The 24,840-nt window shown below is 64.5% G+C and carries 27 protein-coding genes; 14 read left to right on the forward strand and 13 right to left on the reverse strand.

Annotated elements, in window-relative coordinates; genetic code table 11:
* Window positions 1-4: 4 nt before the first annotated feature.
* The 3 genes from L1O02_RS05980 to L1O02_RS05990 all read left to right on the forward strand — a co-directional run bounded on the left by L1O02_RS05980 (window position 5) and on the right by L1O02_RS05990 (window position 2,999).
* Window positions 5-1,612 (forward strand): 5-guanidino-2-oxopentanoate decarboxylase, encoded by a 1,608-nt coding sequence (locus tag L1O02_RS05980; RefSeq protein WP_235759687.1) that lies wholly within the window; start codon window positions 5-7, stop codon window positions 1,610-1,612.
* A gap of 111 nt (window positions 1,613-1,723) precedes the next feature.
* A complete protein-coding gene (locus tag L1O02_RS05985) occupies window positions 1,724-2,200 on the forward strand; it encodes an HIT family protein (RefSeq protein WP_235759688.1) in 477 nt (158 codons plus the stop codon).
* Window position 2,201: 1 nt separating this feature from the next.
* Complete coding sequence (locus tag L1O02_RS05990; RefSeq protein ID WP_235759689.1) at window positions 2,202-2,999, forward strand: GNAT family N-acetyltransferase; 798 nt, start codon at window positions 2,202-2,204, stop codon at window positions 2,997-2,999.
* Here L1O02_RS05990 and L1O02_RS05995 read toward each other — a convergent pair.
* Window positions 2,996-3,865 (reverse strand): DUF4087 domain-containing protein, encoded by an 870-nt coding sequence (locus tag L1O02_RS05995; RefSeq protein ID WP_235759690.1) that lies wholly within the window; start codon window positions 3,863-3,865, stop codon window positions 2,996-2,998. The genes L1O02_RS05990 and L1O02_RS05995 overlap by 4 nt on opposite strands.
* A 229-nt stretch (window positions 3,866-4,094) precedes the next feature.
* Here L1O02_RS05995 and L1O02_RS06000 point away from each other — a divergent pair, with 229 nt between their 5' ends.
* Complete coding sequence (locus L1O02_RS06000; protein WP_146189193.1) at window positions 4,095-4,799, forward strand: hypothetical protein; 705 nt, start codon at window positions 4,095-4,097, stop codon at window positions 4,797-4,799.
* Between the two features lie 10 nt (window positions 4,800-4,809).
* Here L1O02_RS06000 and L1O02_RS06005 read toward each other — a convergent pair whose 3' ends face one another.
* Window positions 4,810-5,436, reverse strand: a complete 627-nt coding sequence (locus tag L1O02_RS06005) for an SMI1/KNR4 family protein (RefSeq protein ID WP_108545252.1) — start codon at window positions 5,434-5,436, stop codon at window positions 4,810-4,812.
* A 152-nt stretch (window positions 5,437-5,588) separates the two neighbouring features.
* On the opposite strand from L1O02_RS06005, the gene L1O02_RS06010 reads away from it, so the two are divergent.
* From L1O02_RS06010 to L1O02_RS06020, 3 genes are read left to right on the forward strand one after another with little or no spacing between them, the layout of a single operon-like run.
* Window positions 5,589-6,419, forward strand: a complete 831-nt coding sequence (locus L1O02_RS06010; RefSeq protein WP_108545253.1) for an amidohydrolase family protein — start codon at window positions 5,589-5,591, stop codon at window positions 6,417-6,419.
* A gap of 56 nt (window positions 6,420-6,475) precedes the next feature.
* Entirely contained in the window at window positions 6,476-7,006 is a 531-nt protein-coding gene (locus tag L1O02_RS06015) for a DUF3592 domain-containing protein (protein ID WP_060844547.1), read from the forward strand.
* Window positions 7,007-7,010: 4 nt separating this feature from the next.
* Window positions 7,011-7,595, forward strand: a complete 585-nt coding sequence (locus L1O02_RS06020; RefSeq protein WP_102860366.1) for a hypothetical protein — start codon at window positions 7,011-7,013, stop codon at window positions 7,593-7,595.
* A gap of 24 nt (window positions 7,596-7,619) precedes the next feature.
* Here the strand turns inward: L1O02_RS06020 and L1O02_RS06025 are convergent, their stop codons facing one another.
* From L1O02_RS06025 to L1O02_RS06040, 4 genes are all read right to left on the reverse strand, one after another.
* Window positions 7,620-8,867: an aspartate aminotransferase family protein gene (locus L1O02_RS06025; protein ID WP_235759691.1), complete on the reverse strand. Its 1,248-nt coding sequence runs from the start codon at window positions 8,865-8,867 to the stop codon at window positions 7,620-7,622.
* Window positions 8,868-8,987: 120 nt separating this feature from the next.
* Window positions 8,988-9,569: a DedA family protein gene (locus L1O02_RS06030; protein WP_060844544.1), complete on the reverse strand. Its 582-nt coding sequence runs from the start codon at window positions 9,567-9,569 to the stop codon at window positions 8,988-8,990.
* A gap of 263 nt (window positions 9,570-9,832) precedes the next feature.
* Window positions 9,833-10,351 (reverse strand): hypothetical protein, encoded by a 519-nt coding sequence (locus L1O02_RS06035; RefSeq protein ID WP_060840907.1) that lies wholly within the window; start codon window positions 10,349-10,351, stop codon window positions 9,833-9,835.
* A gap of 42 nt (window positions 10,352-10,393) precedes the next feature.
* Window positions 10,394-10,903, reverse strand: coding sequence for a DUF2938 domain-containing protein (locus L1O02_RS06040; RefSeq protein ID WP_060840906.1), 510 nt, complete (start codon window positions 10,901-10,903; stop codon window positions 10,394-10,396).
* 109 nt (window positions 10,904-11,012) lie between these two features.
* Between L1O02_RS06040 and L1O02_RS06045 the strand changes: the two genes are divergently transcribed.
* The 3 genes from L1O02_RS06045 to L1O02_RS06055 all read left to right on the forward strand — a co-directional run bounded on the left by L1O02_RS06045 (window position 11,013) and on the right by L1O02_RS06055 (window position 14,716).
* The gene (locus tag L1O02_RS06045; protein ID WP_235759692.1) at window positions 11,013-11,678 is read left to right on the forward strand and encodes a metalloregulator ArsR/SmtB family transcription factor; all 666 of its coding nucleotides are present in this window, start codon (window positions 11,013-11,015) and stop codon (window positions 11,676-11,678) included.
* A gap of 214 nt (window positions 11,679-11,892) precedes the next feature.
* Window positions 11,893-13,941 (forward strand): c-type cytochrome, encoded by a 2,049-nt coding sequence (locus L1O02_RS06050; protein WP_235759693.1) that lies wholly within the window; start codon window positions 11,893-11,895, stop codon window positions 13,939-13,941.
* 205 nt (window positions 13,942-14,146) lie between these two features.
* Window positions 14,147-14,716, forward strand: a complete 570-nt coding sequence (locus L1O02_RS06055; protein ID WP_235759694.1) for a hypothetical protein — start codon at window positions 14,147-14,149, stop codon at window positions 14,714-14,716.
* Between the two features lie 9 nt (window positions 14,717-14,725).
* On the opposite strand, the gene L1O02_RS06060 is transcribed toward L1O02_RS06055, so the two are convergent.
* From L1O02_RS06060 to gcvA, 5 genes are all read right to left on the reverse strand, one after another.
* Window positions 14,726-15,088, reverse strand: coding sequence for a hypothetical protein (locus L1O02_RS06060; protein WP_173664420.1), 363 nt, complete (start codon window positions 15,086-15,088; stop codon window positions 14,726-14,728).
* A gap of 75 nt (window positions 15,089-15,163) precedes the next feature.
* On the reverse strand, window positions 15,164-15,631 hold the full coding sequence (locus L1O02_RS06065; RefSeq protein ID WP_235759695.1) for a hypothetical protein: 468 nt from the start codon (window positions 15,629-15,631) through the stop codon (window positions 15,164-15,166).
* 37 nt (window positions 15,632-15,668) lie between these two features.
* The gene (locus tag L1O02_RS06070; protein WP_235759696.1) at window positions 15,669-17,597 is read right to left on the reverse strand and encodes an alkaline phosphatase D family protein; all 1,929 of its coding nucleotides are present in this window, start codon (window positions 17,595-17,597) and stop codon (window positions 15,669-15,671) included.
* Window positions 17,598-17,700: 103 nt separating this feature from the next.
* Window positions 17,701-18,309, reverse strand: a complete 609-nt coding sequence (locus tag L1O02_RS06075; protein WP_235759697.1) for a LysE family translocator — start codon at window positions 18,307-18,309, stop codon at window positions 17,701-17,703.
* A 125-nt stretch (window positions 18,310-18,434) separates the two neighbouring features.
* Window positions 18,435-19,364: a transcriptional regulator GcvA gene (gcvA, locus tag L1O02_RS06080; protein ID WP_235759698.1), complete on the reverse strand. Its 930-nt coding sequence runs from the start codon at window positions 19,362-19,364 to the stop codon at window positions 18,435-18,437.
* 100 nt (window positions 19,365-19,464) lie between these two features.
* Here gcvA and L1O02_RS06085 point away from each other — a divergent pair, with 100 nt between their 5' ends.
* Both L1O02_RS06085 and L1O02_RS06090 read left to right on the forward strand, forming a co-directional pair.
* Window positions 19,465-20,625, forward strand: coding sequence for an MFS transporter (locus L1O02_RS06085; RefSeq protein ID WP_060844538.1), 1,161 nt, complete (start codon window positions 19,465-19,467; stop codon window positions 20,623-20,625).
* A 374-nt stretch (window positions 20,626-20,999) separates the two neighbouring features.
* Window positions 21,000-21,278, forward strand: a complete 279-nt coding sequence (locus L1O02_RS06090; protein WP_108545261.1) for a DUF3077 domain-containing protein — start codon at window positions 21,000-21,002, stop codon at window positions 21,276-21,278.
* A gap of 170 nt (window positions 21,279-21,448) precedes the next feature.
* Here the strand turns inward: L1O02_RS06090 and L1O02_RS06095 are convergent, their stop codons facing one another.
* Entirely contained in the window at window positions 21,449-21,721 is a 273-nt protein-coding gene (locus L1O02_RS06095; RefSeq protein ID WP_232513178.1) for a hypothetical protein, read from the reverse strand.
* Window positions 21,722-21,939: 218 nt separating this feature from the next.
* Here L1O02_RS06095 and L1O02_RS06100 point away from each other — a divergent pair, with 218 nt between their 5' ends.
* Window positions 21,940-22,650 carry a response regulator gene (locus L1O02_RS06100; RefSeq protein WP_108545262.1) on the forward strand — a complete coding sequence of 237 codons (711 nt, stop codon included), beginning with the start codon at window positions 21,940-21,942 and terminating at the stop codon, window positions 22,648-22,650.
* Complete coding sequence (locus tag L1O02_RS06105; protein ID WP_108545263.1) at window positions 22,647-23,987, forward strand: ATP-binding protein; 1,341 nt, start codon at window positions 22,647-22,649, stop codon at window positions 23,985-23,987. The genes L1O02_RS06100 and L1O02_RS06105 overlap by 4 nt, the downstream gene beginning before the upstream one ends.
* Window positions 23,988-24,074: 87 nt before the next feature.
* On the opposite strand, the gene L1O02_RS06110 is transcribed toward L1O02_RS06105, so the two are convergent.
* Window positions 24,075-24,803 (reverse strand): hypothetical protein, encoded by a 729-nt coding sequence (locus L1O02_RS06110; protein WP_016968352.1) that lies wholly within the window; start codon window positions 24,801-24,803, stop codon window positions 24,075-24,077.
* Window positions 24,804-24,840 lie beyond the last annotated feature (37 nt).

Here is a 24,840-nt window from a genome sequence, read left to right on the forward strand (position 1 = left end):
GTCGATGACCACCTGTGCCCAGTCCCTGGTTCGTTTGCTGGAAGGTTATGGCGTGGACACGGTGTTCGGGATTCCCGGCGTGCACACCGTCGAGCTGTATCGCGGCCTGCACGGCAGCCGCCTGCGCCATGTCAGCCCGCGGCACGAACAGGGCGCCGGGTTCATGGCCGACGGCTATGCCCGGGCCAGCGGCAAGCCGGGAGTGTGCTTCATCATCACTGGTCCGGGGATGACCAACATCCTCACCGCCATGGGCCAGGCCTACGCCGATTCGGTGCCGATGCTGGTGATTTCCACGGTCAACCGTCGCGAGCACCTGCGCCTGGGCCATGGCCACCTGCATGAGCTGCCGGACCAGCGGGCGATGGTGGCCGGGGTCTGTGCCTTCAGTCATACCCTGCAATCGCCTGCGGAACTGCCGGAGCTCCTGGCCCGTGCCTTTGCCGTGTTCAAGTGCGCGCGGCCACGGCCGGTGCACATCGAGATTCCCCTGGATGTGCTGGACATGCCCGCCACCGACCTCAACCTCATGCCCCGCAGCCTGCCCGGTGCACCGGCGCCTGCCGGGGCTTCGATCGAGGCGGCCGCGACCTTGCTCAACAGTGCCCACCGGCCGCTGATCCTGGCCGGCGGCGGCGCCCGCGGTTGCGCCGAGGTCCTGCGACAATTGGCTGAACGCCTGCAAGCGCCGGTGGCCCTGACCACCAACGCCCGCGGCTTGCTGCCCTGTGGCCACCCGTTGCTGCTCGACGGCGTGCAGTCGTCGGCCCATGGCCGGGCCCTGATCGATGAGGCCGACGTGGTGCTGGCCGTGGGCACCGAACTGGGGGAAACCGACTACGACTTCTTCGGCCTCGGGCCGCTGCGCTTCAAGGGGTCGCTGATCCGCCTGGACATCGACCCGATGCAGGTCATGGGCGTGCAACGGGCCCATGTCGGCCTGGTGGGCGATGCCCTGGAAGGCTTGCAAGCCTTGCTTGGCAAAGTGGCACCACCCAGCGCTCGCGGTCGTTGGGCGCTGGACAGCGTGCAGCGCGTGAACCAGGCCGAACGCACCGGCTGGACGCCCAAGCAACAAGGCTTGCAGGGCTTGCTCGACCTGCTGCGCGACACCCTGGGCAGCCCGATCCTGGTGGGCGACTCGACCCAACCGGTGTACCAGGGCGCCTGCGGCTACCAGGCACCGGCCCCGGCCAGCTGGTTCAACGCCGGCAGCGGTTACGGCACCCTGGGCTACGGCCTGCCGGCAGCCATGGGCGCCAAGCTGGCACAGCCCGAGCGTCCGGTGGTGGCGTTGGTGGGGGACGGCGGCCTGCAGTTCGCCAGCAGCGAGCTGATCGCCGCCAAGGAAGCGCAGATCGGCGTGATCCTGCTGGTGTGGAACAACCAGTGCTACGGCGAGATCCGCGACTACATGCAGGCCCGGGACATCGCGCCGCTGGGGGTGGACATCCTCACCCCGAACTTCCAGGCCATGGCCCAAAGCTTCCACGTGGCGCACCATCGCGCCGACACGCCAGGGCAGCTGCAGGACTTGCTGCAGAGCCTCAAGGACACTCGGCAGCCGGTGATGATCGAGGTCGACGCCCGGGCCTACCTGGCCCTGGACTGATCCGCCGGCCGGTTCGGCACTCGGGCCGACAAGGAGCGGGCCTTCAAGGGACAAGCTGGGTTACATTGGCCGCGCTCGCCAGGACGCACCTTGTCACTTGAGGATTCAGGGATGAACTGCATTTTCTGCCAGATCGTCGCCGGCACCCTGCCGGCGGCCGTGGTTTACCGCGATGAACACTGCATGGCCTTCATGGACGTGCATCCGCTGGGGCGGGGCCATGTGCTGCTGATTCCCCAGTCTCATGTGGAAAAGCTCGAGCAACTGCCCGGCTTTGTCCGCCAGCACCTGTATCAGGTGTTCGATGGATTGGTGGCCGCGCAGCGGCGTGCCGGCTACGGCGTCGAAGGCACCCACCTGCTGGTCAATGATGGTCGGGCCACCAACCAGCACATCCCCCATGCCCATCTGCACCTGATCCCGCGCAAGCGTGGCGATGCCCTGGGGTTTGCCGGGCGCTTGCTGCTGCATTTCACTGGGGTGTTCGGGCGCCGCGCGAAACTGGACGTCCTGCAGCAGCAGGCCGCCGGCATCGCCGAACAGGTGCGCGTGCCCTGGGTCAGTGAAACACCGGTGGGCAACCGCTGATATGGACCGCCGTCGCGCGCTGGCCCTTGAATATGCGGAGGCCCAATACCTGCGGGCGCGGGTTCAGGGGCTGGCGAATCTGCCGGGCAACCCCTATCGGGCCAGCCTGTTGGGCGAGCCGGAGTGTGGCGCCTTCGTGGTCGCCGGCAATCCCAGTCCGATGATGAACCGGGTGCATGGCGACTGTGGGCAACAGGCGCGCAGCCTTGTCGGTCTGTTACAGACTTGCGCGGCCTACGCCCCGGCAATCGCCTTGATCGCTGAGTCAGCCAAGGTGGCGAACACCCTGGAGCTTGACGGGCAGCCGTTGCAGCGTCTCAAGGGTTGGACCCACGGGCAGCTGTTCGCCTCGGTGGACCCGCGTGTCGCGCCCTCTTCGGCGCTGGATATCGAACCGGTGACGGCCTTGACCCTGGAAGACTTCTGCGTGCTGCACGGGGACAGTTTCAAAACGCCTGCGGCGGCCCGACCGGTCAATCAGGCGGCCTTCGGTGGATTGCTCAATGAGGACCGTGGGCACTTGTACCTGCTGCGCGAGCAGGGCGTTGCAGTGGCCGGGGCGGCGCTGTTCATCGCTGACAACGCGCTGGCCTACCTGGGCACCGCCTTTACCGCTCGGACCGCCCGGGGCCAGGGTTATCACCGGGCCCTGATCGCCCATCGCTTGCAGCAGGCCGCCGCCCTCGGCGCCCAGAGTGTGGCGGCCACCGCCCTGCTGAACTCGCAAAGCCGGCGCAACCTGGAGCACTACGGCCTGCGCCTGTCCCACCTGCAGACCCTGTATCGGGCCGTGCCTTAGTGCGGGTTCTGTTGCGCCGCTGGCACCGGGTCGAAGCGGATCGAGTGCAGGATCGCGTCCAGGGTCGCGAAGTCCTGGAAGAACCCCACGCTGTCAGCCACCACCTGACGCCGACTACTGTCGAGCAACGCCATCAGGCAGGTGCCACCATAGGCGTGAAAACCGGTTTCCTCATCGCTGATGCCGCAGGTCTGATAGGCCCGCAAGCCTTTCCAGCCGGGGCCTGAAATGTCCTGCACCGGGCTGGGTGCATCCCTTCCGGCGCTGCGCATCCAGACGCCGTTTTCCTGATAGAAAAACAGCTCCTCGGCGGCCTGTTCCAGGCTGCCCTGCCGCAGGCACAGGTGCAGGGTGTACTCCTCGTTTGGGCGTTTGTTCGGATGGTCTAGGGTGAGGCAGTTCTGCGTCTGGCTGAGCTTCCAGCCTTTGGGGTACTGCAGGCTGAATCCCGGTCCGTTGAAGCGTGGCGAATCCTCGGGCAATACCGGTATTCCGTCTTCCTCCCGCAAGGGTTCATACAGCCTGGGATCGTTGCGACAGGCGGACAGCGGGCGGGCCTGGGCCTTGTGCAACTGGTCGAGGCGATGAGTCCGTGGATCAGCGCTGGCGCTGACACAGGCGCAACCGTAGCCGTAATGATTGTTGGTGCGTACCCATTGCTGGTCGTTGAAGGTGGGCCAGTCGCCTTCGGCCTGATAACCGCCCTGGCTGGCAATTTCCCAGACGCCGTCGCGGTCGGTCAGGGTGGCGTTGGCCGGGGTCGGGTTCTCGAACCAGCCGCATCGGCGTTCGACCTTGGCCGGCGCCGCGAACGCGGGCAGGGCGATGACGGTCAGCAGAGTGCAGAGCATGACGCGCTGAAGCATGGAGCATCCTTGTTCGGGGGGCAGGGCCGGGGACAATGGAGCGCTGCTTCGGGCGCGTCAAGTCGGGCAGAGGGGCCGTTGAGATTGCACCAGGCGCTCGTCAGCGTCGCAGCAGCATGCCTGTTGCTGATTGGGTTAAGGCTTCGGCAAGCCTGGCCGAAACAGCGGCTGGGAAATGGCGTAATCTCGCGCCTGGCCAACGAGCCGTCCACCTGCCCTGGGGCCTGTCATGCAACGGATGCTGTGCAGTGTTTTAAACCTGGCGATCATCCTGTCATCGCTGGGAGCTTGTACTACGGCGCCGGTCAGGCCGGCGGTCGAGGGCCCGCAGGTGTATGGCTACACCCTCAATCAACCCTTGAGCCGCGAACAGGTGCAGCGGCTGACCGACACCGGCAAGCACTTTGTCGGGGCCATCAAGCTGTATCAGCAGGAATTGCCGGACGGCAGCCAGTTCGGTTTCTACACCGATTACCGGAACTGGCTGGATACGCTGGCCCGCACCAGCCGAGAGTTCCCTGCCGAGGGCGATTGCCAGGCGGCCCAGCAGGCGGACCAGATGCAGCTCACCACCCTGATCGATGACTTCAACGCCCGTCAGGCCCGCCCGGCGGGAGCGCCGCGTCAGGTGGGGGAGGTCTATGCCATCCAGGCGCTGGACGCCTGTCGGCGTGTCGGTGGCCAGGGGCCTGGAGCACACGCCTTTCGCTACACCCTCTGGGCCACCCTGCAAACCGAAACAGCGGCCCCTGAGCACGACTTTCTGCGCAAGGTCGAGGACCCGCATGCCCAGGCCCGGGGCATCGCGCAGGTGATGCTCATGCTGCCCTTTGCCGCGCTGGCGACGTTCATGGGGGGCGGCTGCACTGATTTGCAGTCTCAGCCCAATGGCGACGGCTACTGCGCCCGGCAGCGCGCAGGGGCAGGTAAATGAAGCGCCGGGGTCAATAGCGCCACTTGCGCACCAGGTCCTCGCCGTAGCGCTGGCTGATCAGCGCTTCGCCGCCGTCATCGTCGTCATACACCTCCGCCAGGCACAGTAGCATCAGGGCATCCAGGTACTCCTCGGGCGAGTCGAAGAAGCGCGTCAGCGCCGCGCCTGTGTCGTGGTCGAAGTAGTAGACCGCGCCGCTTTCGCGGTGAAAGCAGAACAGATTGCCGTTGCCCAGGTAGTCGCCGAAAGCGATCAACTGATGCGCCAGCGTCAGGTCCAGATCGCTCTCGGGGATATCGACGATACCGGGGTAGGCCTCCAGCAGTGGCTGGATGCAGATGTTTCCGGGCTCGACGCTGCACAGGACTTCCGCCAGGGACAGCACCCCCAGTTGCCGGTGATAGTCACGCAGTGAAGGGGGCAGGCGGCAGCCCAGGCGCTGTTCCAGGGCCAGCAGGGCGTCCTCGGCAACTGGTGACAGTTGCGGCTGGTTGACGTGGCCTTCCCAGAGCGCGCCGTAGGCGCCGATGACCGCCAGGTACCAGCTTCGCCGCGCGGCCTGATCGGGCAGATCCGGCCAGGCCAGGGGCGGGCAGCCGGCGGGTGTCCATTGTTCGGGGGTGGTTTGATCGGTCATGGAGCGTCCTTGCGAGGGGGCGAAAAGGGGAAAGCTTTATCCATGGCTTGAACACATGGGTCAAGCCTGATGAGCGCTGCGGACATTGTTGGCGGCAAGGTCCGGATCTAGCCTGTGGTTTCGATCATGAATACATCAGGGAGGACTGCCCAATGACCTTGAAATTCGCAGCCATCGATGCCTGGGCGCAGCCGGCCAACGGCCGTGCCCGGGCGCTGTTGCCGGAAGTGGCGCGGTTGTTCGAGAAGTCCGGGTCCGCGCATTGGCTCGACCAGGCCCTGAGCATTGAACAGACCGTGGAACTGATGGATCAGGCTGGGGTGGAGAAACTCATGCTCTCGGCCTGGTGCCGGCCCGAGGGCTGGGTGTTCAGCAACGATGAGATTGCGGCTTACACCCGGGCCTTTCCCGAACGTTTCGTCGGCGTGGCCACGGTGGACCTGAGCCGGCCCGTGGCGGCGGTGGCCGAGCTGGAGCGAGCGGTCAAGGAACTGGGCTGCAAGGCTCTGCGCATCGTGCCCTGGTTATGGAAACTGCCGCCCAATCACCGCTGGTATTACCCGCTGTATGTGAAGTGCATCGAATTGGGCATTCCCTTTTGTACCCAGGTTGGTCATACCGGGCCGCTGATGCCGTCGGAAACCGGGCGGCCCGTGCCGTACCTGGACGAGGTGGCCCTGGATTTTCCCGAACTGGTGATCGTTGGCGGGCACATCGGGCATCCCTGGACCGACGAGATGATCGGCCTGGCCTGGAAGCACGACAACATTCACATCGATACCTCCGCCTACCTGCCGGCCTATTACCCCCCGCAGCTGCTGCATTTCATGCGCACTTATGGCCAGGACAAGGTGTTGTTCGGCAGCAACTTTCCCCAGCTGTCGCTGAAAAAATGCCTGGAACAGGTGCGCGCCCTGGAACTTCCGCCGGCCATTGCGGACAAATTCCTCCAGGGCAATGCCCGTCGGGTATTCGGTTTGTAAGCGTCGGCAACAGACGCTCACCCGCCTGGCCCGGGCGCCTGAACGCCGCTGCCAGATTGCGCTTGCCGCGCGGCAGCGGTTTTTTTGGTCGGAGGTTTCTTGCTATCGTGGCCTCCCTCTTTCACGGACGAATATCGAGACAGCCCATGGCTAACTCCACCCCGTCACGCCTCGGCAAGATCCTTCAGGGTCTGCTGTTTGTTCTGATCGGCATCGGCCTGTTGGTCATCGCCGGCAACCTCACCCTCGAGCGTCGCGAATTCATCGCCAGTGCCCAGACCGCCGACGGTATCGTCAGTGACCTGAACGCCGGTGGTTCGCACCCCGAGATCGCCTTTACCACCGGCAGCGGTGAGAAAATTTCCTACCCCCAGGGCGGCTTTATCTTCGGCTACCAGAAGGATCAGCCGGTGCGGGTCTATTACCAGCCCGAACGGCCGGCCAACAGCGCGGTCATCGATGACCCCGCGGCACTCTGGGGCACTCCCGGTGTGCTGGGCCTGATCGGTTTGGTATTCACCCTGGCCGGCCTGGTGGGTGTCATCAGCCAGCGCGGACGAGCCGCACAAAAAGCAAAAGGACTTTGACCCCATGAACCTCAGCATTCCGATTCCGGTCAACGAAAGTAAATGGCTCTACCAGACCGCCAGCGGCGGCGGCCTGACCATCGCCCTCGTGGCCGGCGGTGGTGGGTCGATCACCCTGCGTTCGCCCCAGGGCAAGGACGTCAGCTATCGCTACGGCGGTCTGGGGGTAGGCGCCGGCTTTGGTGGACGCCTGCCGCGTTTCGGCAAGGTCAATATCCAGGTCAAGGGCAAGAGCGTCAGTGGTGCCGGTGCGGCGGAGGCTTTTCCCAGCACCGGCAAGGTCTTTGTCAGCGATGCCCTTCGCAGCCGGGACCTGACCGAGGACGACATCACCGGGCCTTGCTTCTATACCGAAGTCGGTGGCGGACTGGTGGTGGGCGGTTCGGCCACGGCCCTGCTGTTCGGCCTGGACCCCAAGCTACTGGCCCTGGCGGTCGTTTTGGGAAGCAACCCGGCGACCATGATGGCTTCGATCAAGGTCAACGAGCAGTTGCTGCGTTCGGCCAAGGGCGCCGTGGTCATGGCGGGCATGAACGTCGGACCACAGGCCGGTGGCGGCATTGCCACCTACATGGGCTACCTGTTCTAGCCGCGTCCGGAGGCGCGCCGGGAATCACAGGCGCGCCAGGCACTCCTGGAGAATATCCAGGCCTTCCTCGAACACCTCAGGTTCTGTGGTCAAGGGCGCCAGCAGGCGGATGATGTGCCGCGACTTGCCGCTGGGCATCAGCAGCAGCCCGGCCTCCCGGGCGTTGCCGAGCAGGGCGCTCAACTGTTCCGGCGCCGGCTCGCCCTGGGCGTTGACCAGCTCGACACCACGCATCGCGCCGACCCCGGTCAAGCGTCCCAGATAGGGGCTCAGGCGATCGGCTTTCCAGCCCTCATAACGTTGCACGATGGCCTGTTCCTGGCGCTCGCCCCAGGTTTGCAGGTGCTCGTCGGTCATTTCCTCCAGGGTGGCGAGGGCGGCTGCGCAGGCAATCGGGTTGCCGGAATAGGTGCCACCCAGGCCGCCCTTGGGCAACGCGTCGAGCAACTCCTTGCGTCCCACCACGGCCCCCAGCGGAAGCCCGCCGCCAATGCTCTTGCCCAGCAGGATCAGGTCCGGCTCGATGCTCAGGGCAGAGAAGGCAAAGCGTTGCCCGGTGCGGCCGAAGCCGGACTGGATTTCATCGGCGATCAGCAAAATGCCATGTTGGTCACAGAAGCTGCGCAACGCCCGGGCGAAGGTCGGGTCCAGGGCCAGGAAGCCGCCTTCGCCCTGCACCGGTTCGAGGATGAAACAGGCCACTTCCTCGACAGCGATTTCCACGCTGAACAGGCGCTGCATGGCCTTCAGGGCTTCGTCGCAGCTGACGCCGTTGTCGGCGCTGGGGTAGGGCAGGTGATACACCGGCCCCGGCAGCACCCCGACTTTCTGCTTGTAGGGCGCCACCTTGCCATTGAGGTTGAGGGTGGCCAGGGTGCGCCCGTGAAAGCCGCCGTCGAAGGCGATGACCGCGCTGCGCCCAGTGGCCCCGCGCACGATCTTCAGGGCATTTTCCGCGGCCTCGGCGCCGCTGTTGGTAAGCATGCCGCTGACCGGGTAACGCACCGGGATAAAGTCCGCCAGGCGCTGCATGAGCTCGATGTAGGGCTCGTGGTGTGCGGCGTTGAAGGCGTAGTGGGTGAGTCGGGTGGCCTGCTGCTGGATGGCCGCGACGATCCGCGGATGGCAATGCCCAAGGTTGAGCACGCCGATACCGCCGACGAAGTCGATGTAGCGTTTGCCGTCACTGTCCCAGACCTCGGCGTTGCGTCCGTGGCTGAGGCGGATCGGGTGGACGGTGGAAATTGAACGGCTGATGTTCTCGTGGCTCATGGATGCGGGCTCTGGGTGCCGGAAACGAGCCGTTATCTAAGCCGGGGCCGGGGGGCCGGGACAAACGAAATAAAGTCGTCGGGTCAGTATGAAAATTCCCGATGTGTTGCGGCCTTTAGCTCATTTTTGCTGCGCCTTGCGCCGGTTGCGCAGGTGCCGCACCAGCGCTATCAGGGCCACCAGCGCCAGGACCCCGAGGAAGATCGGCAGGCGGTAGGGTTTCAGGTCACCGAGGAAATGCTCCAGGGCTTCGCCGGCCCAGTAACCGGCGCTGACGAACAGGACGGCCCAGACCGCCGCGCCCAGCACGTTGAGCAGGGCGAAGCGCCAGGGCGCCAGGCCGCTGGCACCGATCACCATCGGGCCGACCAGGCGCATGCCGTAGAGAAAGCGCACGGCGAACACCGACGTCGAAGGGTAGCGCTGGATCAGCCCCTGGACCCGTTCGATGGCCGCCTGATGGCGCTTGAGCCTGGGCAGCAGGCGCGCTCCGGAGTAACGGCCGGTCCAGAACAGCAGTTGATCGCCGAGGATGCCGCCGAGGGTGGCCCAGCCGATCACTTGCGGCCAGTGCAGGCTGCCCTGATGCGCCGCCATGCCGCCGAGGATCAACACGGTTTCGCCTTCCAGCAGGCAGCCGATGAAGATCACCCAGTAGCCGTAGGCGGCGATCAGGGCATTGAGGTCGAGGTGTTCGAGCATGGGCAAGAGCTTCCGGAGGGGGCCTGAAAACAAGCCGGGCGATGATCAGGTTACAAATGGCTCTGATTCCATTCCTAGGCACAAGTGCCCAGGATCTTCAGCGCGGGTCCGGCCAGGGCGCCGGCCAGTCCTTCAGAGCCCAGCGTAGACGTCAGTCTCGGCGTAGGACACGGGTAGACATACGGCCATTGTTTCCGTGGAGCAGACTGGGATCGCGGGTGTGAGGAAGCCCCTGTGAGTGCAGGCGGCATGGGGGAGCAGGATCAGTCGTTATCTGCGTCGGCTTTCTCGGCCCAGGCGGATTTGGACGAGGGATAGCGTATTTCAACCTGGGTACCCGCTTGAATCAGGGCCTCCTGCCAGACCCTGAACTGTTGTGGCCAGGCTTGGCTCACCTTGAAGGGGCCGCCGGCCAGCAAGTCCCTGGCCACGCTGGGACTGACGCCCATGGCTTGCCTGATCAGCGCGAAGACTTTCGCGGGGTTGGGCCCCACCTCGGTGATCCAGAGCGCTGGATCACTGGAGGCGAGGGGCGGGTAGTCCGCAAACGGAGCATATTGCCGGGTCAGCACTGTCATGGCATCGCTGTAGCTCAGCGAAGCCAGGGCCTGGGCATTGGCCAGGTGTTCATCGCAGAACCACTCGTAGCCATGAGGGTGTCCTGCGCACCCTTCGCCCAGTGGACGGTAATCGGCGAACTGCACCATGGCGCCGCCACTTCCGGCATGCTGCATCTCTGAGGAAAAATCGTTGTGGCACAGCTCGCATACAGGCGGTTTCATCGCTTTATCACTCTGGGCATGCTTGGCCTTGCGGGGCCGAGGTCACGCAGTCTGCCCCAACACCCACGCCCAGAACATCCCCGCCCCATACAAGCCCAGCCCGAACACCGCATGCGCCATCAGGCTGCGCAGCCGGGCCACATTCGGCTTGGGCGTCTTGCTCGCCGCGATTCCGGCGCCCATGCCCGGTTGCATCAGCAGGAACGGCGCAGCCACCGTCAAGACACCGATGATCAGGGCCGGTGCCAGGGTCGGCTGTCGCGCCCACTCCAGGCCGCAGATCAGCAGCAACAGGGCGGCAAAGCCGACGCCGATCAGGTAGTGCGCCAGCCAGCCCAGTGCATGCTCCCCGGGGACCGCGGCGGCTTGGGCGATGCTTGGATGCACGAAGCGCCCACGAGGAAAATGCCCGATCCAGCGGCCGACCATCGCCCAGTTGGCGCCAGGCATGTTCAGCGCCCGCGCCAGAAACAGCGTCCAAAGATCAAGGATCAAGGTGGCGCCGATGCCCAACAGCAGCGCCTGTGAGATCAACGCGACGAACTCATGCATTACGGACTCCTTGAAGTGCGACGGGCTGTGCTTCAGCCTTGTGCACGGGCGTGGTAAGTTTTCATTCAATTAAGTGATTGAATGATCAATAAAGCAGCAGGAGCTGTCAATGAGCGATTCGATTTCCCCCCAGCATCCCCTGGTCGAGATGGCTGAGCTGGCGCGCATTCTCGGTCACCATCACCGGCTGATCCTGTTGGAGCACATTGCTCGCGGCGAGCTGCCGGTGGAGCGTCTGGTGGAAGCCTCGGGCCTGTCGGTGGCCAATACATCACAGCATCTGCAGCAGTTGCGGCGTGGCGGTTTCGTGCAGACCCGGCGCGATGGCAAGCGGGTGCTCTACAGCCTCAGCCAGGGACCGCTGGCCAGTCTGCTGGGCGCCTTGCGTCAGTACGTCGATTACAACCATGGGCAGATTCGCCAACTGCTGGCCGACAGTGAGCAGCAACCGATGCAACTGGAGGGCATATCCCGTGAGGAACTGCGTCAACGCTTGCAGGAAGGCGGCATGACCCTGCTGGACGTGCGTTCGCCGGAGGAGTTCGCTCAAGGGCATTTGCCCGGGGCAATCAACATCCCGCTGGAGGAGCTGGAGCAGCGTCTGGCCGAATTGGCTGCTGATCAGGAGTGTGTAGCGTATTGCCGTGGCCCCTACTGCGTGCTGTCACACAATGCCGCAGCCCTGCTGCGGGCCAAGGGCTTCAAGGTGCGGCGTCTGGAGCAGGGATTCACCGATTGGCAAGCGGCGGGACTGGGGGTGGAAACCAGCGAGTAAAAGCGCCACCTGGGCCGGCATACAGGACATTGCCTAGGGCGCAATGATCCATATCAACAGGGTTTTCAGAAAAATCCGCTACAAGGGCAACAGGCTCGGACCCACAAGGTATCGAGCCCCGGGCCCGCATCCTGAGGGCCGGGATAACCAATAAGAACCTTTGTGGATATCGGCCGAGGGGACCACCCCAGGCGGATTTTAAAGGAATAACCTGATGGCTTTTTCTCTGTCGCGCCTGTACCTGCTGGGCGCCGCGCTGCTCTGCGTACCTCTTTTGCATGCCAGCGAGCCGACCCCGGCAGCGGCGCTTTCCACCCCCGACTCCGAGTTGATCCAGCGTGGCCAGTACGTGGCCCAACTGGGCGATTGCATTGCCTGCCACACCGCCAAGGGCGGCGCCACCATGGCCGGTGGCCTGGAGCTGAAGACGCCCATGGGCACCATCTACTCCAGCAACATCACCCCGGATAAAGACACCGGTATCGGCCGCTACAGCTTCGAAGCATTCGATCGCGCCATGCGCGAAGGCGTCACCCCTGACGGCAGCCATCTGTACCCGGCCATGCCATACCCGTCCTACGCCAAGATGACCGAAGAGGACATGCGCGCCCTTTACGCCTACCTGATGCACGGCGTGGAGCCGGTGGCCCAGGGCAATCTGGAAGCCGACATGGGCTTCCCCTTCAACCAGCGCTGGGGCCTATGGTTCTGGAACCTGGCCTTCGTCGACAAGCAGCCGTTCAAGCCCGATCCGGCCAAGGACGAGCAACTCAATCGCGGCGCCTACCTGGTCCAGGGTTTGGGCCACTGCGGTTCCTGCCATACGCCACGGGGCATTGCCTTCCAGGAGAAGGCCATGAGCGACACCGAGTCCGGCGGCCAGCACTACCTGGCCGGTGAGACGGTGGAAGAGTGGCGGGCCCTGAGCCTGCGCAACCTGTGGACCGTGGAAGACACGGTGCAACTGCTCAAGACCGGGCAGAACCGCTTCGCCACGGTGTCCGGCAACATGGCCGACGTGATCCACCATAGCACCCAGCACTTCACCGACGCCGACCTGACCGCCATTGCCGCCTACCTCAAGTCCCTGCCGGCCGGTAAAGACGATCTGCCCATGCCTTCGGTGGCCCTGACTCCGGCGGCCCCGCCGAGCAACCTGTTCACCTCTCGCGGTGGCCTGGGCTACGCGCAGTTCTGTTCCGACTGCCACCGCCAGGACGGCGCCGGCGTGCCGCAGATGTTCCCGTCCCTGGCGGGCAACCCCAGTGTCGCCTCGGCCAATCCGACCTCCTTGCTGCACATCACCCTGACCGGCTGGCAGACCGCGCAGACCGCCGCTCATCCGCGGGTCTACACCATGCCCGGGTTCGCCCAGCTGGCGGATGGCGAGATTGCCGAAATCCTCAGTTTTATCCGCAGCAGCTGGGGCAACAACGGCTCGGCCATCAGCGCCGAGCAAGTGAAAAAGATGCGTGCGCAACTGAGCCCACAGGTGGAAAACACCCTGTTCGAAACCCCGCGCCTGGCCAACCTGCTGGCGGCACCGAATGCCGAGCAAGTGGTGCGCGGCATGCGCCTGCACCTGGAAACCAAGGCTCTGCTGCCGGACAACGTCGGCAACTCGCTGAACTGCACCAGTTGCCACCTCAACGCCGGCACCGTGGCCGACGGTTCACCCTTTGTCGGTGTCTCGGCGTTCTTCCCCGGCTACGCGCCGCGGGCGGGCAAGACCATCACCCTGGAGGAGCGCATCAACGGCTGCTTCCGCCGTTCCATGCACGGCAAGCCGCTGCCGGTGAACGGTGCCGACATGCAAGCCATGGTGGCTTATTTCGAATGGATGAAAATGAACACTCGCCCCGAAGACAAGGTGGCCGGGCGCGGTGTCGGCAAGATCGACCCGGCCCTCACGCCCAACGCCGACAACGGCAAGCAGGTCTATGCCAAGCAATGCGCGGTGTGCCATGGCGCTGATGGCGAAGGCCTGAAACGGGCCGACGGCAGCCTGATCTTCCCGCCGCTGTGGGGCGATCAATCCTTCAACATCGGTGCCGGCATGGCCCGTACCTACACCGCCGCGGCCTTCGTCAAACGCAACATGCCCATCGGCTTCCACGAGAAATTCCCCCTGGGCCAGGGCGGCCTGTCGGACCAGGAGGCCCTGGACGTGGCCGAGTACTTCTCCCACCAACCGCGTCCGGACTTCCCGGACAAGGTCAAGGACTGGCCCAACGGTGGCCGTCCGGCGGACGCCCGCTACTGACCACCGCAACGGCTCTGTAGCCGCTGTCGCAGGCTGCGAAAAAGCCCTCCGCGGCCCTCAAGCGCTCGTGCTCTTCGGGGGCCGCGGAGGGCTTCGGCAGCCGCTGCCGAAATCGCAGAAAAGTCTGTGGCGGCACAGTGGCGCCGGAGTAAGATCGCCATCCTTTGCCCGCCGCCTGTGCGGGCGTTCCCATCAAGGATGAATCATGCGGCTTCGCTCGATCCTGTTGCTGACCCTGTCCCTGGGGCTTGGTGGTTGTGCCTTTGTTTCCGAGCTCAAAGCCACCACCGTGAGTTACCGGGTGCCGGCCGATGCCGGTGAAACCGCGCTGATCCGCATCGTCGCCCAGGGGCTGGTGCGTGGCGTGCCCTACAGCGATTGCATCGACTGGAGCAGGCCCGCGTCGGGGCTGATGGTTCGGCCCCATCGCGGCATTGCCCACCCCAACTTCCGCAACCTGGGCATCCCCATGACCGCCGCCACCGACCGCATGCGCCGTCAGGAAGGCTTTGGCGCCAACGAGCTGAAGATTCCGGCCAATCGTCCGTTCGCCTTCATGTTCTACAACACGGAACCGGGGATGGATAAGGACTACCGCTTTGTCTGCGAACAAAGCGTGACCTTCGTGCCCGAGGCCGGCGCGACCTATCAGATGGAGTTTCTCCAGGACCAGATGTGCACCGCGAGGCTGCGCAAGATCGATGAGCGTGGCGAAGCGCTGCCGGACCTGGTGGTTTTGCGCCCCACCGATCTGTGCAGCGCCAAAACCCAATAGGGCGTGAAGCTAGGGGGCGTAGTGCTTGCAGATCTCTTCCCAGATGTAGGCCCCGCGAAAGCGGATCCAACGGATGAACAAGCGCACGCGAAACGCCTGCCAGCGGCTGCGGCGCCGTAGCGCCAGGCTTTCCTCGATCGCCTCCAGCAAGGATTCGCGCGCGAAGCACAGCCAGATTTCCGGGATCACCGCCATCAGGTTGGTGTAGCACACCGGCGCCACCTCCTCGTAGAGAATGCGCTCCACCTCGGCCCGGTCATACGCCTGGGTTTCGCGGGCGATATAGGCGTAGTCCACCTCGTTATCGACAAAGGCGTCCGACAGTACGTAGCGAATATCGTCCCGCTGTTGCGGGGTGATTGCTGATGACACGGAGCGCTCCTTCCTGGGGCTTTGGCAATCGATCTGAGGCAATCTGCGCGCCGCATGAGGCGCGCTGCGACGGGCTCACCAGCGACGATAGGGGCGGCCGAAGGGAACCCCGTTCAAGGTGTGAGTGCAGCAAGGGCAATTGGGGCTCATGGTGGCTGCGCTCAGCTGGGGATTGACCTTCTGCAGCAGGCCCTGGGTATCGACGTACAGACCGCTGAAATAGGCGCAACCGCTGAGGCCCACGTAATCCTGTTGTTCGTGCTCATGCAGGGCCACCAACCAGAAAATCGGTTCTTCCCGATCCAGCCGGCCTTTCGCTTCGCTGAATACCCCATCCCACGGCTGGCCGACCCGGCTGAGCAGAAAACGGAACAACGGCGTGTAATCCAGCCCCAGGCGCTTGTCGGAGTGCATGCTGCCGCGTTGCTGTTCCCTGGCCAGGAGGGCCTTGCTGTGACGCTGTTTGGCGTAGGACGGTGAGTTCTTGTGCCCCACGCCCCGGGTCCGGGTGTTGACCTTGCGATACAACGGTTGTTTTTCCATCGGGCGGGTCCTTCCTGGTGGCCGGCGACAGCGGATTCTATCTTGGCGCGATCATTCGCGTCGGCGCCGCGCCATTGGCATTGTGCTGGAGGATGGTCACCGGCTGGCCCTGCTGATTGAAAAACACCTGGCCGATCCCCGACGAATTCCACAACCGCTCCCCGGCTTCGGCATGCTCGGGCACGTGGGGTATCACCTTCATCCGCCGGCGCTTGGTGAACCAGTTCAACGGCGAGCGGGGCGAGTAGAGCCAGCGGTTGAGGCGGTCGAACCATTCCAGCAGGGCGGCGGGAAATTCGTTCTTGATGCCGCTGCTGGTGATCTGCCAGATGCGCGGGCCGCCCTGGCGGTGACGGATCAGCACTTCGTAGACGAAGGAATAGTGCACGTCGCCGGAGAGAATCACGTAGCTGCCCGGGGTTCGCGAGTGGCGGAAGATGTTGAGGATCACCTGGGCCGAACCGCGATGGGCCATCCAGTTTTCCGCGTCCACCAGCAGCTGGTAGCCGCACCAACTGAAGACTTTCTGCACCGTCTCGATCAGCTTGACTCCGAAGATCGGCGCCGGTGAAACGATGATCGCCGAGGGGTGATCCAGCAGTTCGTGTTGCAGTTCGCACAGGGCCTCCCAGTCCAGCAGGCCCGAGGGCTGGCCCAGGTTGGACTCGCTGCGCCAGCGCCGGGTGCGGGTGTCCAGCACCACCAGGGCCGGGGTGCTGGGCAAGACGTACTGCCACTGCGCAAAGCGCAGCAACTGGTCGATCAAATCGTCCTGGGCCTGACGTTGCAGCAGGTGTTTCGGGCCTTGTGGCGTGGTGCTCAAGGCGCGGGTCTGTTCCAGCAGTGGCACGAAGGCGTCCGGGTTGTTGCCCCAGCCTTGGCACAGCATGTACGCCAGTAGCGCGTTGCCGATGATGCGTTTGGAGAAGGGATGACCGTAGGCGGTTTCTTCCCACTGGGCGCTGAGGTTCCAGTCGTCGGTGATGTCGTGGTCGTCGAAGATCATCAGGCACGACAGGTGGGCGAAGACCCGCGCGGCACCCTCCAGGCCCTGGACAAAATCATCGATGCGCTGCTGTTCCCGGGTGTAGCGCGTTTGCTGTTCCGGCTTCAGTTGCGGTGGCTTGGGCGCGATCAGGGTCCAGGGCACCGGTGACCACACCAGCAGGTACATGGCCAGCACCTCGGCGAAGGTCACCAGGTGGTTGTCGGCATTGCTGCTGGTGAAGATCGGCTTTTTCACCCCGCCGAAAAACCGCTCGCGCAGGGTTTCATTGCTTTTGAGGGCCGGGAGCAGTTCGGCCCGCTGGTAGTAGCTGGCGCCATGGCGGTACAGCGCCTGACTGTCGGCCACCACCGCGCCCTCCAACTCTTCATCGAACAGCCCGAGGCGCTCGATCAGGGCGTGAACCGCCCGCAACATCGGCCCGGCCACATCGTCGGCATACACCTGGTCGCCGCTCATCATCAACAAGGCCGGGCGCTGTGCGGGCTCGGGCTGTTGCGCCAGCAGGCGATCGACGCAGAGCAGGCCATCAGTGGACGGGTGATGGGGCTTGCGGCAGGAGCCGTGGAGCAGGTTGTCGATGCGGCTGTGGAGCACGAACTCCGGAGTCCTGGCATCGCCATACAGCAGGTGCGGCGCCCAGTCGGCAATGGATCGGGCGCCGTCCTCGGCGTCGTTGATCAAGAGGTCATAGGCAATCGTCACGTCCTGGGGCAGGGCGTCGTCCAGGGGCACATCGATCAGATGGATAAAAGCCTGGCGCCCGACGGGGATGACCTGGCATTGCTGCTGATCGAGGGGCCGTTCCAGGGCCGGGCCGCCCGTGGGGTGCAGGCGCAGGGTCAGCGGCAACGCCCTTGAACCCACCAGCCACAGCACCAGCCGCGTTGGCTCCAGGCGGCGCAGTAGCGGGCCGGCAAGAACGGAGGGCAGGGCTGGGGCGGGCGTAGTCAGTGGCATCTGCAGCGGGGTCTCTGGCGGTTGCAAAGGGGGCGCAATGGTAGCGCAGCCGATGTCGAAGAAACGTCGGCTGTGGGGGCGGCGGCAAGGCTTTTGTATCCGATTATTTATGGGCGCTGGCCAGCATCACACCGAATCCGAGAAAGGTCATCCCCGACAGTTTGCCGACGATCCTGGCCCCTCGGCGACTGGACAGCCAGCCCCTGGCGCCGTTGGCCATCAGCGCGTAACCGCTGTGCAGCGCAATCACCAACAGGCTGTAGGACGCCACCAGCACAAAGAACTGGCTGTAGTAATCGCCTTGCGGCTGGATGAACTGCGGGAACACCGCGAGAAAGAAAAACCCGGCCTTGGGGTTGAGCAACTGGATCGACAGGGCCTCGACAAAGCGCCGTGCGGGGCGGCTTTTAGTGTCCTGGAGTGGCGGAATGAAACTCTGCGTGCGCCACATCTTCACCCCCAGATACAGCAAGTACAGGGCGCCGATGTACTTGAGCAGGGTAAAGGCAGTGGTTGAGGCCGCCAGGACCAGACCCAGGCTGCTGGCGGAAATCCCCGCCACCACAAAGGCGCCCAGGGCGATACCGAGAATGCCCGGCAGTGCCCCGCTCCAGCCGTGGCGCAGGGCGTTGGACAGGGTCAGTACCACCCCGGGGCCGGGGCTGAGAATGGTCAGGGTGGCCAGCAGTAAAAACAGTCCATAACTTGCCATGCAGCACTCCAGAAATGAGCCATTGAAGGGGCGCAGCCTGCTCCGCGGTTGGTGGCCTGACAAACGCTTTAATTGCACGGCTGATGTGCCTAAATCAGATCCATGCACAGGCTCTACAAAGCGTCTCAGGCGCCGCTGGCCCGGGCGGGCACCTGGGTCCGATTAGTCACCGCGTCCTGCTGAATCTGCGCCAGCATCCACTCGATAAACACCTGGGCTTCGGGGGCGGCATCGGCGGCGAGCGCGTAGTAATAGCGGGTCAGCGGCTGGTGCAGTTCCGGCAACGGGCAGACCAGCCGGCCGCTGCTCAGATCCTTGGCCAGCAACGAGGCCGGGCACAGCGCCAGCCCCAGGCCGTCGACACAGGCCTGGAGCACGAAGTGCAGATGGTCGAAATGCAAGGTCGGTGGCTGGCGCAGTGGCTTCAGACCGCAGTGTTCCAGCCATTTTTGCCAGTCGTTGGCGCGGCTACGACTGACCAACAGGGTATGGCGCCCCAGATCCTTGGGGCTGTTCAGTGCTGTGCTCTGCAACAGCGATGGCGCGGCCACCACCAGGATTTCATCCTCCAGCAAGCGCTGAGGGTGCAGCGATGGCGCCCAGCCCGAACGCCCGCGACGAATCACCAGATCGAAGGTTTCCTTGGCCGGGTCGGGGAGCAGGGTGCTGGTCACCACTTCCGGCTGGATCTGCGGGTACAGCGCCATGAACTGCGGCAAGCGCGGAATCAGCCAGCGCACCGCGAAGGACGGCCGCACATTGACCGTCACCTTGCGCAGGGCCGCGCCGCGGCGCAGTGAAACCGCGGCCGCGGCGATCTGGGTCAGGGCCACGCTGACCTGTTCATAGAAGGCTTGCCCGGCGGGGGTCAGCACCGACTGGCGAATGCGCCGTTCGAACAGCAACACATCCAGGTGCTCTTCCAGCAGTTTGATATGGCGGCTCACTGCGCTGTGGCTCACGTGCAGTTCTTCAGCAGCGCGGCTGAAACTCTCGTGGCGAGCGGCGGCGGCAAAGGCGCGGACGGCGTTCAAGGGGGGAAGGTCAGTGATCATGTGTCTAATTTAGTCACCTATGTGGCGCAATAAAAGCGTTTGTCAGTGCCTTGGCCGAACGTCAGGCTGAAACCATCCGTGACCTGCCGGTTTGCCTGCCATGCCCGATACCCACGCCCGCACCACCGATAAAGCCTCCGCCCGCGCCGCCGCGATCCTTGGCCTGTGCCTGCCCGGCGACACCTTGCTCTACCTGCTGCTGCCCATGCAGCACGAAGCCTTCGGCGTGACCCTGGGCCAAGCCGGCCTGCTGCTGGCGGCCAACCGACTGGTGCGGATCTTCGGCTACAGCCATGTGATGCGTTTCTACGCCCGCCGCGGCGACCGCCCGGTCTGCGTGCTGGCTGCCTTTACTGCGGCCCTCTGTGCCCTGGGCTACGCCACCTTGTCCGGTTTCTGGTGGCTGCTGCTGTTGCGCCTGGGCTGGGGCCTGAGCTACGCAGCCCTCAACCTTTCGACCCAGGTCATGGCCACCGCCGAGCCCAGCGGCGCTGCTCGCCGCACTGGCCGCTCCCGAGCACTGATCGCTACCGGGCCGATGCTGGCCTTGCCCCTGGGCGCCCTGGTCAGCGTCGAATACGGCCCGCGAGTGATCTTCCTTCTTATGGCCCTGACCTCGTTGATCGCCATGCTCCTGGCCTTCGGCTTGCCGAATAGGCCCCATCCGCTGGCCAGCTCCAGCCGCCGTTTCCAGCGCCCTGACAGTGTGGCGGTTTGGTCCTTTATCGAAGGCCTGGTGCTGGACGGCCTGTTCATCATTGGCCTGTCGCTGCTGGCCGAACAGCTGATGGCGGGCAATGCAGTGCTGGTGGCGGGCGGGCTTCTGGCCCTGCGCTACGTGTCGGAAATGCTCCTCAGTGCCCTGGGCGGTATCGCCGCACAGCGCTGGGGCGCGACGCGGATGTTGATCGTCTTTTCCCTGCTGACCTCTATGGCCCTGGTGGGTTTTGGTTGCCATTGGCTGATCGTCGGCGGCGCCTTGGTGCTGGTGTTGCGGGCCCTGCAATTGCCGCTGGTGGTCACGGTGGTGGCGCAACGGCATCCGGGTGCGGGAAGGGTGCGGGCCTTGGCGGCCAATGCGGTGTGGCGGGACATCGGCGCCGGGATCGGGCCCTTGATCGCCGGCTTGCTGCTGCCGGTGGCATCGACGGTGTGGGTGTATTCGCTGGCGGCGGGGTGTTTGGCGCTGAGTGCGTTGGCGTGTCGGGAGGTTCGTATTCGTGGGGAAGAGGTTAAGCCGGCGCCTGCCGAAGAGGTTTGAGGGTTTTTGGAAGAGTTTCTGCAGCCCCCAGCAAGTCAGATCAGTTAAAGAAATTTTGTAGGAGTCACTGACATCCAGCATGGTCGGAGATAGTGATGGCCATAGCCTTGGCAAAGGCACTAGGTAATTCCCAAAAAGAATCCATGAAATATCTCGCGCCAAAGCCTGGATTGAACACCTCGTGTATCCCGCTAGGCTTGGGTTGTCGCTGCCAATCCAGCGACAGGGCCTGGGAACCCGTAGAAACAATAGGTGGTTGCGTGCCGCCTTTTTTGGTGGCAGCTCATCACTCAGGAGCTGGTTTCATGGACGTTTCGACTCAGTATCTTCCCCCCCACCACCCCTCGCACCCAGGCCCACGCCGGAGGTGCGCAATGACCATCAAGACCCTCGGCCATGTCACTTTCGCCGCCAGTGGCGAAGCCCAGCATTCGCTGTTCCGGGGCAATCCGGACGTGCCGCTGCGCGAAGCCCTGGAGCAGGTGTCGCAATTGCTGTTCCACGCCAAGCATCTGGCTCGGGACGCGGCGCTGGAGCGGGACGACCGCTATGCCTGGGCCGCTCATTATTTCAGCGAGATGGGCAAGGCGATTGTCGATGATTTGTGCCTGGGAAGCTGGCCGGCGGCCGGGGAAGGGCTGCGCGCCGGTTGAGGTGAAGCTCTGAAGGTCTGTGCAGGAGGGGAGCTCGGAGGTGAGTCGCTCCACGCCTGAAATTCTGTAGGAGCGAGCTTGCTCGCGATGATGCTGAGAGCGCCGCATTCTTCCCTGTGAACGCGCGTTATCGTTGACGTCCATCGCGAGCAAGCTCGCTCCTACAGGCCTCAGGCCGAGGCTTTGTGCGTTTCACCGCGTTCAATGCTCTGCGGCTGGCCCTGTTCGATCACCCAGCGCAGCAGCTCGGTCACCGACACCCGGTGCTTGCGTTCGACCCATTCCATGCCTTCAGGGCTGTAGTGCTCGCTGTAGCGGGTCAGCACCAGGTAGTGCTGGTCTTCGGACAGGCCCAGGCTGACTTCGCGGCAATGCAGGCTGGCGTCATCGAGTCTGGTCACCCGTTGCAGCAGCATCAGGGCGTGTTGATCGGAGGTGGGCATGGACAGCTCCTTCGCGACGAGAGGGGCCGGGGCGGGGTTGATCAGGCGCATGGTCAGGGTTCTCCAGCAAGGGGAGGCCGATGCTGGCAGCTGAACCTTGCGCAAAGATGTCTGCTTTATTGCGTCGCTGAAGGTTTGTTGCGGCGTTGAAATAAATGACGCCGGGCGGCGAATGGTTTTAGATAACGGCTCATTCCGACTTGAAGTGATCTCCGCCGGTGAGCCGTCTCTTGATCGTGGACGACGACATTGAAGTCCTCGCGCTGCTGAAGAAATTCTTTGTCCAACAGGGTTATCAGGTGGCGGTGGCCGCCGATGGCGCGTCGCTGTGGGCGGCGCTGGAGCGCGAGGTGCCGGACCTGATCATCCTCGACCTGATGCTCCCCGGCGACAACGGCCTGACCCTGTGCCAGCGCCTGCGCCAGTTGCATGCCACGCCGGTGATCATGCTCACCGCCATGGGCGAGTTGAGCGATCGGGTGGTGGGCCTGGAGATGGGCGCCGACGATTACCTGAGCAAGCCCTTCGATGCCCGTGAGCTGTTGGCCCGGGTGCGGGCGGTGCTGCGCCGGGCCGGGGAAAGCCGGCCGGTGAGCGGCGAGGTGCCGCGGCCGTTGATCAAGTTCGCCGACTGGCAGCTGGACCTGACCCGCCGTGAGCTGCGCTCGCCGGATCAGGTGATGATTCCGTTGTCGGCGGGGGAGTTCGACCTGCTGCTGGTGTTTGTCGAGCATCCGCAACGCATCCTCACCCGCGAGCAGTTGCTGGACCTGGCCCGGGGTCAGGCCCATGACGCTTTCGATCGCAGCATCGATGTCCAGGTCAGTCGCCTGCGGCGCAAGCTGGAGTTCGACACCAAGCGCCCGGCGATGATTCGCACCGTGCGCAATGGCGGTTATCTGTTCACCCCCAGCGTGACCCGCCAGTGAAGCTGATCAAGCCGTTGTGGCGCTATCGGCTGCGGGACACCGTGGCGCGCTGGATCGCCCTGACCATCATCATGGCCATGCTCACCGCCCTGGCCTTCAATGCGCTGTTCGTGCAACTGGCCGGGGTCTGGGCCTATCCGCCGCTGGCGGAAACCGGGTTGCTGGAAAAGTCCGCGGCCATCGTGCGCATGATCGAAGCCTCGGAGCCGGGCCAGCGCGCGCGCTTGGCGGCCTCGGTCAGCAGCGATCACTTGAGCATTGCCTGGCAGGCGACGCGGCAGGGCCTGGATCTGCCGCTGCTGGAAGACTCCGAATACCGCGATGGCTCGGAGGCGTTTCGCGCCTTGCTCGGACCTGCGCAGCGGTATATCGAGGCCTATCAGCCCAGCGACTGGAGAAGCGGTAAAGGCCGCTACGCGCTGCTGGTGCAGTTGACCGATCAAAGCTGGCTGATGTTTTCCTCGGCGTCGCGCAGTTGGGGCCTGGAGGAGGGCACGCGCAATCTGATTGTGATCGCCCTGGTGCTGATCTCCACTGGCCTTGTGGCCTTGATCGCCACGCGCCGGCTGGCCAAGCCGCTGCAGCAGTTCGCCCAGGGGGCGCGGCGCTTTGCCGTGGACTTTCGCGCGCCGCCCATCGAGCCGGTGGGCCCCCACGAGATCCGTCAGGCGATTCTCGCCTTCAACGCCATGCAGGCGCAGTTGCAGCACTTCATCAAGGACCGCACGCAGATGCTCGCGGCCATCTCCCATGACCTGCGCACGCCGCTGACCCGCATGCGCCTGCGCGGCGAGTTCATCGAAGATGCCGACCAGCAGCAGCGCCTGTTTCGTGATGTGGACGAAATGCAGGCCATGATCAATTCGGCCCTGGAGTTCTTTCGCGACGATGCGCGGTTGGAACAGGCCACCCATTTCGATCTGGCCGAGCTGCTGCAGACCCTGGTGGACGATTATCGCGACCAGTCGATCCCGATCGTTTTCAGCGGCCCGCCGCGCCTGGTGTATTGCGGCCGGCCCCTGGGGCTCAAGCGGGTGATGACCAACCTGCTGGATAACGCGATCAAGTACGGGGGCGAGCCGGCCATCGTGCTGGAGCAGGGCGCCGATCAATTGCGGGTGCGGGTGCTGGACCGTGGCCCGGGAATCCCGCCCGAGGCCTTGGAGCAGGTATTTGCGCCGTTCTACCGGCTGGAGAGTTCGCGCAACAAGAGTACCGGTGGCGTGGGCCTGGGGCTGTCGGCGGCGCGGGCCATCGTACGTGAGCATGGCGGCGAGTTGCGCCTGTTCAATCGTGAAGGCGGTGGGTTGGAAGCGCGGGTGGAATTGCCGCTGTAGCCGCTGGCGCAGCCTGCGACAAGCCCCGAAGGGCCTTGCGAGCCCAGGCCGGCCGATCCCGGCCTGGGCTCAGTGATCCGTTGCGGCTCAGGACCAGTCGAAGCTGAACAGCACCAGGCCTTCCACCGGTTCGTAGAGCATCACCACCCGGTCGGCGCCGCTGATGCCGTAGTGGTAGGCCGGCACGCTGAGCACGTGCTGAAAGCGCCGGCCCGCCGGGCTCAGGGGCCAGATATTGCAGCTGTCGTCCGACTCTTCGACGTCCATGGGGAACTCCACGGTTTCCACCCAGTTGCCGTAGCCCTCGGCCACACCGCCCATTTCCTCGATATAGGTCAGGCGCTCCTTGTCGTTCTTGGGCCAGGTCAGGTAGCCCAGTTCCTGATGGCGCTGGCGCGCGGTGAGGTAGGCGGCGTGCTGCTTGCGGTAGTGGTGTTGCAGGTTGGCGCGCTGGTTACGCCGGGATTCGGGCAACTCGGCGTTGTCGCCGTGGAGGAAGAAATAGCGTGGACTGCCGCACAGGCGATAGCGGCCGTTCTCGATCTTGAAGCCGATCCAGTTGGTTTTCAGCAGCTCGCTGCCGAATTCGTAATCGTCGGTCAATTCGCCCACTAGCCCCTCGTCGGGCTCGATAGGGCTCAGCAGATGCAGGCGGCCGGACCACTCGGGATTGATCAGGCTGGCGTCGAAGGACAGCAGCGGTAGCAGGTGTTCGGCCAGCTCCTGCTGGTCGGCGACGAACAGCTCGCGGGCGTCGGGGTAGGCGATGGCGCCTTCAGGTAGTTGGGTCAGGTTCGGGGCGGCAACTGTGGGCATGGAGCAATCCTTTGAGGAATGGGCCGGTGCTCGGGGC

It is taken from the genome of Pseudomonas sp. BC42 (genome assembly GCF_021560055.1).
Classification (GTDB): Bacteria; Pseudomonadota; Gammaproteobacteria; order Pseudomonadales; family Pseudomonadaceae; genus Aquipseudomonas.